At 73.9% G+C, this 10,691-nt stretch carries 10 protein-coding genes and 1 pseudogene; 3 read left to right on the forward strand and 8 right to left on the reverse strand.

The window, feature by feature from the left end:
- Together CCN44_RS10730 and CCN44_RS10735 are read right to left on the reverse strand one after the other, a co-directional pair.
- Nucleotides 1-247 (reverse strand): annotated as a pseudogene (locus tag CCN44_RS10730) (hypothetical protein); the annotation flags it as partial.
- A gap of 5 nt (nt 248-252) precedes the next feature.
- Entirely contained in the window at nt 253-933 is a 681-nt protein-coding gene (locus tag CCN44_RS10735) for a hypothetical protein (RefSeq protein WP_059249149.1), read from the reverse strand.
- Nucleotides 934-1,077: 144 nt separating this feature from the next.
- Between CCN44_RS10735 and CCN44_RS10740 the strand changes: the two genes are divergently transcribed.
- On the forward strand, nt 1,078-1,596 hold the full coding sequence (locus CCN44_RS10740; RefSeq protein ID WP_059249151.1) for a GNAT family N-acetyltransferase: 519 nt from the start codon (nt 1,078-1,080) through the stop codon (nt 1,594-1,596).
- Here the strand turns inward: CCN44_RS10740 and CCN44_RS10745 are convergent.
- The 5 genes from CCN44_RS10745 to CCN44_RS10765 form a co-directional block, all read right to left on the reverse strand.
- On the reverse strand, nt 1,589-3,571 hold the full coding sequence (locus CCN44_RS10745; protein ID WP_414820494.1) for an MDR family MFS transporter: 1,983 nt from the start codon (nt 3,569-3,571) through the stop codon (nt 1,589-1,591). The two genes, CCN44_RS10740 and CCN44_RS10745, sit on opposite strands and share 8 nt — an antisense overlap.
- A gap of 672 nt (nt 3,572-4,243) precedes the next feature.
- Nucleotides 4,244-5,254, reverse strand: a complete 1,011-nt coding sequence (locus CCN44_RS10750; protein ID WP_189397247.1) for a C40 family peptidase — start codon at nt 5,252-5,254, stop codon at nt 4,244-4,246.
- Nucleotides 5,255-5,504: 250 nt separating this feature from the next.
- The gene (locus CCN44_RS10755; protein ID WP_059248878.1) at nt 5,505-6,545 is read right to left on the reverse strand and encodes a C40 family peptidase; all 1,041 of its coding nucleotides are present in this window, start codon (nt 6,543-6,545) and stop codon (nt 5,505-5,507) included.
- Nucleotides 6,546-6,758: 213 nt separating this feature from the next.
- Complete coding sequence (locus CCN44_RS10760) at nt 6,759-8,102, reverse strand: NYN domain-containing protein (RefSeq protein ID WP_059248879.1); 1,344 nt, start codon at nt 8,100-8,102, stop codon at nt 6,759-6,761.
- 47 nt (nt 8,103-8,149) lie between these two features.
- Nucleotides 8,150-8,389 (reverse strand): hypothetical protein, encoded by a 240-nt coding sequence (locus CCN44_RS10765; RefSeq protein WP_055541554.1) that lies wholly within the window; start codon nt 8,387-8,389, stop codon nt 8,150-8,152.
- 153 nt (nt 8,390-8,542) lie between these two features.
- Between CCN44_RS10765 and CCN44_RS10770 the strand changes: the two genes are divergently transcribed.
- Together CCN44_RS10770 and CCN44_RS10775 are read left to right on the forward strand one after the other, a co-directional pair.
- Nucleotides 8,543-9,337: a rhomboid family intramembrane serine protease gene (locus tag CCN44_RS10770; protein WP_167403967.1), complete on the forward strand. Its 795-nt coding sequence runs from the start codon at nt 8,543-8,545 to the stop codon at nt 9,335-9,337.
- A complete protein-coding gene (locus CCN44_RS10775; RefSeq protein WP_059248881.1) occupies nt 9,334-9,615 on the forward strand; it encodes an Lrp/AsnC family transcriptional regulator in 282 nt (93 codons plus the stop codon). The genes CCN44_RS10770 and CCN44_RS10775 overlap by 4 nt, the downstream gene beginning before the upstream one ends.
- Here CCN44_RS10775 and CCN44_RS10780 read toward each other — a convergent pair.
- On the reverse strand, nt 9,612-10,691 hold a 1,080-nt coding region (locus tag CCN44_RS10780), incomplete at its 5' end, for an outer membrane protein assembly factor BamB family protein (RefSeq protein ID WP_158103087.1). The genes CCN44_RS10775 and CCN44_RS10780 overlap by 4 nt on opposite strands.

The raw sequence follows: 10,691 nt of genomic DNA on the forward strand, positions 1-10,691 counted from the left end.
CCGCGGTACGGATGCCGGGGACACGACCGCCCGCCCCTTCCCCCGGCATCCGTACCGCGGGCTCGCCCGGCAGGCGTTCCTCGGGGCGGGGTGTCCTCGGCGCCCGGTGGCGCGGGGCCGCGTCGCCCGGTGCCCACTCGTCTCTGTCCGCCGACTCCTGCTCCGGCACCCACTCCTCCGCCGGGGCCCCGGAGAGGCGTTCCGCGCGGTGCCGGTCGCCGCCGGGACCGCTCGTCCTGTCCGTCATGGTGCTCAGCTCTCCTTCGGTCGGCTCCGGTGCAGCGCCCACGGCGCGTGGGAGCGGGCGTGGGAGCGGCTCGCGGGAGGCGGCGTGGGGCGGCCCGTGCCGGCCGGGGCCCGGTGCCGGCCGGGCTCGGCGCTGGTCAGGTCGTCGAAGAGGGCGCGGGCTTCGAGCAGCGCCGACCGCAGCTCCTCGGTCCCGCCGGTTCCGCCCGCTGCGTCGCCGGCGCCCGCGCGGGCCGCCCGGTGCAGCCGCCGGTAGCCCTCGACGTGGTCGCCGTGGTGCACCGACAGCGCGGCGAGCTGCTCGTCGTACCGTCCGCCGTCCGGGTAGCCCCGTGCCGCGGCGAGTTCCCCGAGCAGCCGGTCGGCCTCGGCCACCGCCTCCCGGGGCGAGTCGACGAAATGTTCCTGCACGGCCGTCCAACGGTCCGTGTACCGCTGCCGCTCGGCGCCGTCCAGCGGCCGTTCCCGCAGGTCGCCGTGGCGTTCGAGGCGCTCGGTCAGCTCTCGTTCGGCGGCCTGGGTGTCCCCGTCGTACAGCGCCACCGTGCGGTCGTACTCGGGCCCGAAGCGCCGTTGCAGGCTGGGCCCGCCGCGCCGGCCGCGTCCGCGCACCACCAAGGCGGTCGCCGCGCCGAGGACCACGACCGCCGCGATCACGATCAACAGAATGATCAGGCCTGTGGACATGGTTGCCCTTCGCCCTTCCGGTCCGACCGGCCCCGCTGGCCGGTTCACCGTCCGGGTGACCCGGAAGCCGGTCCACAAACGGCCGCCCGCCCCGCGACGGCCCCCGCAAATCCGGTTGCGGCGGGTGCCGGGCGGCTCCCGACAATGGCCGGCATGACGTGGACGATCGCTTCGGAACCGTACGACTCCCCGGCCGCCGCCGCGCTGTGGCGGGCGTACTACACAGAGGTCAGCGACCGCTGGTACCTGCTGCACGAGGGGCGCCGCACCGACCCGGCGGAGCTGGAGCGGGAGATCGCGGCCGGGGCCGGGGCCGACCTGGCGCCGCCGGGCGGGCGGCTGCTCGTCGGGCGGTACGACGGCACGCCGGGCGGCTCGGCGGGTGTACGGCTGCTGGACCCGGACACCGCCGAGCTGACCCGGGTGTTCGTGCTGCCGGAGCTGCGCGGCCGGGGCGGGGCCCCGCTGCTCGTGGCCGCCGCCGAGGAGGCCGCGCGCGCCCTCGGCGCCCGCCGGATCGTCCTCGACACCCGCACCGACCTGGTCGAGGCCCGCGCCCTGTACGCCCGCCTCGGCTACACGGAGACCGGCCCGCACAACACCGACCCGTACGCCGAACACTGGTTCCGCAAGGAACTGGGGCCGGCGCGGGCCGTCAACTGACCTTCGCCACCGTGCCGTTGTGCGGGCGTTCGCGTTCGGCGCCGCACAGTTCGCCGGTGAGGTCGTGGACCAGCCGCCGGAGGTCGGTGGAGCGGCCGGGCTGCCACCAGTCGCCGAGCAGTTCGGCCAGGGACTCCTCGCGGGCCGTGGCGAGCCGTTCGGCGACCTCGCGGCCGGCGTCGGTCAGGACGAGGTCCAGGCCCTCGCGTTCGGCGAGCCGCCGTTCCTCGACCTGGCGGGCGGCGGCCATGACCGCCTGGAGCGGGACCGGGCTGCGCTCGGCCAGCACCGCCGGTTCGACGGAGCCGTAGCGGCGGATGCGCAGCAGCAGCCAGCTGGCGGCGGGCAGCAGGTCGTACCCGGCCCGTTCGGTGATCCTGCGGTAGACCTCGCGGCGGCCCTCCCGGGTGCCGAGCACGGACAGGGCGCGGCACACCTCGTCGTAGGAGGAGCGCTCGACGGGGTTGGGCGGGATGGTCTCGGAGACGTCCGGCGCGGTGACCGAGCCGCGCAGCCGGTCCTCGCGCAGGAACCAGGCCAGCAGGAAGCCGAGGAGGGCGACGGGCGCGGCGTAGAGGAAGACGTCGGTGATGGCGGACGCGTACGCGTGCAGGGCCGCCGGGCGCAGCGGGGGCGGCAGCGCGCCGATGCCCCGGGGGTCGGCCTTCAGCGCGTCGGGGGTGATGCCGGGCGGCAGGCGTACGCCCCGGAAGGCGTCGGCGAGTTCGTGGCCGAGGCGGCTCGCGAAGACCGTGCCGAAGACGGCCACGCCGAAGGAGGCGCCGATGGAGCGGAAGAAGGTGGCGCCGGAGGTGGCGACGCCCAGGTCCTCGTAGGAGACGGCGTTCTGCACGATGAGCACCAGGACCTGCATGACCAGGCCGAGGCCGAGACCGAAGACGAAGAAGTAGACGCTCATCACGGCGGTCCCGCTGGTCTCGTCCAGCCGGTGCAGGAGCAGCAGGCCGAGGGTGGTGACGGCGGTGCCGGCGACCGGGAACACCTTCCAGCGGCCGGTGCGGCTGACGATCTGCCCGGAGACGGTGGAGGCCAGCAGCAGGCCGGCCACCATGGGCAGCATGTGCACGCCGGACAGGGTCGGGGAGATGCCGTGCACGACCTGGAGGAAGGTCGGCAGGTAGGTCATGGCGCCGAACATGGCGAAGCCGACGACGAAGCTGATGACGGCGGACAGGGTGAAGGTGCGGACGCGGAACAGCGTGAGCGGCAGCACCGGTTCGGCGGCCCGGCGTTCCACGGCGACGAACGCGAGGGCGAGCAGGACGCCCAGCACGGCGAGCCCGACGGTCTGCGCCGAGTCCCAGGCCCAGGTGGTGCCGCCGAGCGAGGCGACCAGGATCAGGCAGGTGGCGACGGAGGCGATCAGGAACGTGCCCAGGTAGTCGATGACGTGGCGGGCGGTGCGGCGCGGGATGTGCAGGGCGGCGGCGATCACGGCAAGCGCGACCACGCCGACGGGCAGGTTGACGTAGAACACCCAGCGCCAGCTGAGGTGCTCGGTGAACAGCCCGCCGAGCAGCGGTCCCAGCACGCTGGTCGCCCCGAACACGGCTCCGAACAGGCCCTGGTAGCGCCCGCGTTCGCGGGGTGGCACGAGGTCGCCGACGATCGCCATGGACAGCACCATCAGCCCGCCGCCGCCCAGCCCCTGCAGCGCCCGGAAGGCGATGAGCTGGGGCATGTCCTGCGCCATGCCGCACAGCGCGGAGCCGATCAGGAAGATCACGACGGCGGTCTGGAACAGCCGCTTGCGGCCGTACTGGTCACCGAGCTTGCCCCACAGCGGGGTGGCGGCGGTGGTGCGCGCCCGGGTGGCGACATGGGTCGTCTCGTGGGTGAGCACGACCTGTTTGCCGGCGTCGCCGAGCAGCGCGTACGCCTCCGGGTTGACCACCACCCGGTCCGCGGGCGCCCGGCCCGCACCGCCCGCCTCACCGGTGGTGACGGCGGCGATGCCCCGGTAGTTCGCGGCGGGCGCGCCCAGCAGGGAGGCCATGGCGGCCAGCGAGCGCGGGACGAGCACGACCACCCGGCGGCTCCAGTCCGTGCCCCACGCCCCGGAGACGGCCGGGACCGCCCGGTCGGCCAGCCGGGCGTACGGCTCCAGACCGGCGGTGGTGCCCCCGCCGCCGAGCACCAGGCTGTGCCGGCCCCGCACGGCGGTCACCGTGCCCTGGTCCCACAGCTGCTGCCCGGCCTGCTCGGCGGGCCGGTCGGCGGTGACGTACCAGCGGCCGTCGGCGGTACGGCCCAGGGTGAGCGTGCGGCGGGTGTCGACCGGGGCCTTGTCGTAGCCGGCCACCCGGTAGCGCAGCTCGGCGTCGGCGGTGGCGCCGGACCCGGTGCGGCGCACGGCGGTGACCCGGTAGCTCCAGGAGGCCAGCGGGAGCGCGCGGAGCCTGGTGTACTCGGTGCGGGTGCCGGTCGCGCCGTACGCCGTCGCGTCGCGGCCGAGGAGGGCCGCCGCGCGCCGGTCGAGCACCTGCTGCACCTCCGCCCGCGCGGAGTCGGCCGCCGTCGGCCCGCCGCACCCGGTCAGCGGCAGCAGCAGCCCGAGCCCCACGGCCCCGATGCCCCACGCCCGTCTGCGACCAGCCACGCGCCGATCGTACGGGGCGCGGCGCCGTCAGGGGCGGGTGACCGAGGAGACCGGCATCATCCCGACCGGGTCGTAGCGCACCGGGGCGCCGGGGTAGGGGGCGTGGATGACCTGTCCGTTGCCGGCGTACATCCCCACGTGACTGGCGTCGGAGCGGTAGACGACCAGGTCGCCGGGCCGGGCCTGGGAGAGCGGGACCTGCCGGCCGGCGAACCGCTGCTCCTGCGAGGTGCGCGGCAGGTGGACGCCGGCGTGCGCGTACGCCCACTGCATCAGGCCGGAGCAGTCGAAGCCGGAGGGGCCGTTGGCGCCCCACACGTAGGGACGGCCGAGGGCCGAGCGGGCGGCGGCGAGGGCCGCGGCGGCACGGCCGTCGGGGACGGTGACGCCGGTCAGGTCGGGCAGCTCCGTACGGCCGCCGCGGGAGGCCCGGTCGTAGGCCGCGCGCTCGGCGGCGGGCAGCGCGTTGATCAGCTGCCGGGCCCGGGCGAGCTTCCGCTCCACGGTCCGCTTGTGGGCGGCCACGGCCTTGCGGCTCTTCTCCAGCTCGGCGAGGGTCCCGGCCGTCTCCGCCCGCTCCTGGGCGAGTTCGCGCAGCACCGACTGCAACTCCTTGAGCCGGCCCGCCTGCCGGGCGCCGACGCGGTCGAGCGTGGACGCCTTGTCCAGGTAGTCGTCGGGGTCGGCGGAGAAGAGCAGGGCGACCGTGGGATCGATGCCGCCGGAGCGGTACTGGGCGCCCGCCAGCGCACCGAGCTGCTCGCGCAGGTCGTTGACGCGCTGCTGCTGCCGGGCGATGTGGTCCTGTGCCTCCCGGACCTCCCGGCGCAGCTCACCGGCGCGCTCGTCGGCCTTGTCGTAGGCCTGGGTCGCCTTCTCGGCCTCCTCGTACAGGCGGTCCACCTCGGCCCGGGTGCCGGCGCCCGGCGCCGCGTGCGCCGGTACGGCGCCGAGCGCGGCCATCGCGGCCGACAGCACGCTCAGGGCGAGGGCGCCCCGGTCGAATCCGGACGGTGCAAGGCGGCGATGGGACCCCACGGCAGTCCTTCTGCTGGCGGACACAGACGGTCCCCCCGGCGCGTGGGGACGGGGAGGCCCCGGCGCCGGGGAAACGCGGCAGACAGTAGCCGTGCGGAGGGGCCGCGACCAAAGACCGCGGCGTCAACGAAAGGTGACGCCCCGCCGCTGACGCAGGTCATCGGCGGGGCGTGGAGTCAGTTCCGGTTCCGGTGATTCGCCCGTTCGGGCGCCACCGTGTCCGCGTGTCGGGGCCGGGTGCGGCGCGGCGTCAGACCCGGACGCCGAACATGAAGGGGCCGCCGATGGTCGTCATGGACTCGTACCGGACGACCGTGCCGGTGCGCGGGGCGTGCAGGACCTGGCCGTTGCCCGCGTACAGGCCGACGTGGTGCAGGTCGTTGAAGAAGAAGACCAGGTCGCCGACCTTGAGGTCGCTCTGGCTGTAGATCCTCGTGCCGATCTGCGCCTGCGCCTCGGAGGTGCGCGGGATGGAGACGCCGGCCTGGGCGTAGGCCCAGGAGGTCAGGCCCGAGCAGTCGAAGGAGGAGGGTCCGGTGGCGCCGTAGACGTAGGGCGAGCCGATCCGGGTCTGGGCGGCGGAGAAGGCCGCCTGGGCGCGGCCCGAGGCGGGCGGGGCGTCGCCCAGCTCCACGCGCTCGGTGGAGGAGCGGTTGGCGCGCTGCTCCTTCTCGGCGAGCTGCGCCTTCTCCTTGGCGCTCAGGGTGTTCAGGAGCCTCTGCGCCTCGGCGAGCTTGCTCTGGACTTCCTTCTTCTTGTTGCCCAGTTCGGTGCGGGTGGCGGAGAGGTCCTTGAGCTTCTCGGTGGCCTCGGCCCGCTCCTGGGCGAGTTCGCGCTGTTTGTCCTGGATCTTCTTCAGCGCGTCGACCTGCTGGCTGCTCAACTGGTCGAGCGTGGACGCCTTGTCGAGATAGTCGTCCGGGTCGGAGGAGAGGAAGAGCTGGACGGAGGCGTCGATGCCGCCGGAGCGGTACTGCGCGGTGGCCAGCGAACCCAGGCCGTCGCGCAGCTTGTTCAGCTCTTCCTGACCGCGCGCGACGTTGTCCTGGATGGTGGATATGTCCTTCTGCAGCTTCTGCTGCTTCTCCTTGGCGCCGTTGTACTTCTCGGTCGCCTGCTCCGCCTGCTCGTAGAGCTTGTCGACCTTGGCCTTGACCTCGTCCTTGCTGAGCTTCTCGCTCGGCGCGGCGTTGGCGGCGTTGGCGCTGAGCGCGACGGCAGCTGCGGCAGCGGTGGTGAGCACGGTCACGCGGGTGCGGCTCGGCTGCTTGGGTCGACGGTGGGACGCCACGGAGGACGAACTCCTTCTTGTGAGTGATCACCCGTTCGGAGGTTCGAGGCCAGACCCTAGTGACCCAGTTGTGATCAGTTCAAATCCTCACGGCAAAAAATCCCGTCACGCAGTGCATTCTTTGCACAGAACTCACCGGGGGTGAGACCCGATTGACACTCCGTTGCGTGACGATACGGACCAATTCGGGCATTACCTTTGCCCGTTGGACCTTCAGGACAGTCGCTTGAGAAGTACCGCAGAGGCCACCGGCCGGGCACCCGCCTTCGCGACCCCGTCGGCGACCTCCCGGTCGGTGGAGGCGACGATGACCGGACGGCCCGGCGGCTCCGCGCGCACCAGTTGGCGGATCAGCTCGTCGGCCGTGACGCCCGGCTTGGAGAACAGCACCCGCACCCCGCGCGGCGGCGCGAGCAGCACCGGCGCGGCGAGTTCGGCGCCGTCGAAGACACAGGTCACCTCCGCCCCGGTCTGCGCGGCGAGCGCCGACAACTGGCCCAGCAGCCTGAGCCGTTGCTTCTCCAGCGGCATCTGCGGATAGCCGGTCTTGGTCACGTTGTAGCCGTCGACGACCAGGTGCGCCTGCGGCAGCGCCAACAGCTGGTCGAGAATGGCCGGATCGTTCTCCGACAGGGCGCGCGCCGCGATGTCCTTCGGGGTCATCCGGCCCGGCTCGACCGCGTCGACGGTCTCCGCCGGGCGCACGGACACCGGCGGCAGGGCGAGTTCGCGCCGCAGCCCCTGGGTGGCGTCCAGCAGGGTGTCGAGCAGCAGCCGTACCCGCATGTCCTCCACGCTGCGGCCCTCGCGGGCCGCCCGGCGGGTCGCCTCCAGCGTGGCCTCCGCCTCGCCGAGGCGGGCCTTGAGCCGCCGGGTCTCGCTCTCCGCGGCCGACACCTGCGCCTGCGCCTCGGTGCGCACGGCGTCGATCTCGCCCTGCACCTTGCGCAGCGCGGCCTCGCCCCGCTTGACGTCACTGAGCGCGGCGCGCAGTTTGCGGTGAAGCGATTCCGCTTCCTTCCTGGCCGACTCCAGCTCCGTCCGCAGCCGTTCGGTCTCGGCGCGGGTGTGTTCCCGGGCCTGCGCCAGCTCCGCGCGCAGCCGCTCCAGCTCGGCCCGGCTCTCCTCGTCGGCGCGCTCGGCGTCCGCGCGCTGGGCCTCCTCGCCGGCTGCGGTGACCAGCTTCACCCAGCCCGCCGGGCGCAGCACGTAGGCGGCGGCGGCCACGTCGAGCGGGTCCGCGGCCGGCGGCGGGGAGCCGGCGTCGAGCGCGCCGGCGAGTTCCGGCTGGGCCTCTCTGAGCTTCTCCCCGATCCGCTGCCGGAACAGCGGGTCGGTCTCCAGCGCCGCCGCCATCGCGTTGCCGGCGAACTTCGCCCGGCGGTTGGGGGCGAACCGGGCGTACTGCCTCAGCTGGGCGGGCAGTTCCGCCACGGTCAGCCCGCCGAAGCCGTCCGACACGATCTGCACGACCCGTCGGCGCACGCCGTCGGGCAGCGGACGGTCAAGCACCTCAGCGGTGCCGTCGTCCGGCCCCCCGCCTGTGGTCTCCACCATCCGTCACACCCCAATACCGGAAAAAGCCTCTCCGGGGGCCGCTCCGCTCAGGAGCCGGCGCCCGGCCTGTCCACGAGTTCCACCTGGTCCACCGCGTTGCACCAGCGGCAGCGCACCGATTCGATGGTCTCACTGACCACCTCGCGCTCCTCCACCTTCGGCTCGCCCGCCAGATCGAGGTGGACGTACTCGACGACCTTCGACGAGCGGGTGACGTCGAACCGGGTGAGGTTGCCGCACAGGGTGCAGCGCCATCGTGTCGTGGCCGTCGGCAGGGGAACCGTCATGGTGACTGTTCTCTTCCTTCTCGAGTCGGTCCGCGCCGTCCCCCGACGCGTGTGGCTCGTAACCCTACGGCCTGGCGGGTCCTCGCCGCCCCTCCGTCCACGGCGGCGAGGCGGTCTGTCAGCTTGCGTCCCGTTACGTCATGCTCTGTAGTCATGATCAGCACCTGGAGCACGGCGGCCGGCAGGACACTCAGAGCGGTCCGGGGCACCCCGGCGCCGCTGACGTACGGCCTCATCGCCCTGTGCACTCTGATCTTCGCGCTCGGCCCGGCCTCCGGACTGGTCCCCGGGTACGGCTCCGGGGACGCGCTGCTCGCCGCGCAGCGGACGTACTTCCGGCACTGGGGCGTGGTCCCGGCCGAGCTGTTCGACGGCCCCGCCGGGGCGGCGCTCACCCCGGCCACCGCGCTGTTCGTGCACGGCAGCTGGGTCCATCTGCTCGGCAACATGCTCTTCCTCTTCGTCTTCGGAGCGATGACCGAGGAACGGATGGGCCGGGTCGAGTTCACCCTCTTCTACATCGGCTGCGGCTACCTCGCCCTGCTGGGGTACGCGGCGGCCAACGCCGGCTCCGGGCAGTCGCTGGTCGGCGCCTCCGGGGCGGTCTCGGCGGTCCTCGGAGCGTTCCTCTACCTGTTCCCCCGCGCGCGCGTGACCAGTCTCCTGCCGTTCCTGTTCTTCCTGCCGCTGCGCTTCCCCGCGTGGGTGGTGCTGCCGTTCTGGGCGGCCCTGCAATGGCTGGCGGCGGGACGCGCCTCGGACGGACCCGGGGTGGCGTATCTGGCGCACCTGGTCGGCTTCGGTCTGGGCTTCGGCTACGCGTGGGCGCGTTACGGAAGGGGGAAGGGCCCGAAGGGCGGCCTCGGCGGGGCGGTGGTGGGTGACGGGCGGGCGACTAGAGTGAAAGCCGCCCCAGCTCCGGTCACCGAGGGAGAGAAACAGCCGTGATCACCGCGATCGTCCTGATCAAGACCAGCGTGGACCGGATCCCCGAGATCGCGGAGCAGATCGCCGCGCTCGACAGCGTCAGCGAGGTCTTCTCGGTCACCGGCACCTACGACCTGATCGCCATGGTCCGGGTGCGGCAGCACGAGGACCTCGCCGAGGTCATCCCGGGGCGGATCAGCAAGATCCCCGGCGTGGAGGCCACGGACACGCACGTCGCGTTCCGCACCTACTCCCAGCACGATCTGGAGGCCGCCTTCGCGATCGGCCTCGACAACTAGCCGCTCACCTCGATCGCGGCGATGCCGGTGCCCGAGGGGACGTAGAGCCGGGTGCCGCGCACGACCGGGGTGTGCTGGTCGTCGACCGCGCCCCGGCCGAGGGCCGCGCTCCAGCGCGGCGTGCCGTTCAGGTCCAGCGCCCAGACCCCCTCCCCCGCCCGGGCGTACACGGTGTCGCCGGCGACCACCGCCCGGGCGTCGGCCGCGGCACCCTTGAGCGCGTACGTCCAGGCGCGGGAGCCGTCGGCCGCCCGGACGGCGTACACCGCGGCCGATTCCGTGCCGACGGCCAGCGCGCGGCCGCCCCCGGTCAGCGGACCGGCGTCGGCCTCCGTCCGCCACAGCCGCCGGCCGTCCGTGACGCGGTGACCCTGGCGTTCGGCGGCGGAGTCCGTGAAGAGGGTGGTGCCCGCGAGGGCGAGGACCGTGACGTCGGCGCCCGCGGACACCTGCCACTTCCGCGAACCGTCCCGCGCGTCCAGCGCCAGCAGGGCGTCGCCGTAGCTGCCGGTGTAGATCGTCCCGGCCGCGACGACGGGGGTGCCGGTGGGGCCGGCCGGGGTCGTGGCGGTCCAGTTCTCGCTGCCGTCGGAGGCGTAGCGGCGCAGGCCGCCCGCGTCCGTGCCGCCGATGGAGACCAGCACGTCGGCGCCGAGCAGGACGGGGACGGCGTACCCCCGGTCGCCGAGGGTGCGGGTCCACAGCGGGCTGCCGGACGGGCTCACCGCGGTCAGCCGGCGCACGTCCTCGGCCTCGAACCCCACCACGCAGTACACGGCGTCCCGGGTGGCCACGGGCGTGGAGACGTCGTCGCCGAGCCGGACCTTCCAGCGCCGGGAGCCGTCCCGGGAGATCGCGTGCAGGACGCCGCCCGAGGTGCCGGCGTAGACGACGGAACCGTCCGGGGAGAGCGCGCAGCAGGCTCCGTCCAGGCCGCCGATGCCACCGAGGTCGTACTGCCAGCGCAGCACCGCGGGCCGGTCCGCACCGGTCGCCGACCGACCCGGCGACCGGTCGGCACCGCCCCTGCTCTCGGTCCCGAACCCGTACCGCCACACCCACGCCCCGACCCCGGC

The sequence above is a fragment of the Streptomyces tricolor genome, assembly GCF_002155905.1.
GTDB classification, from domain to species: Bacteria; Actinomycetota; Actinomycetes; order Streptomycetales; family Streptomycetaceae; genus Streptomyces; species Streptomyces tricolor.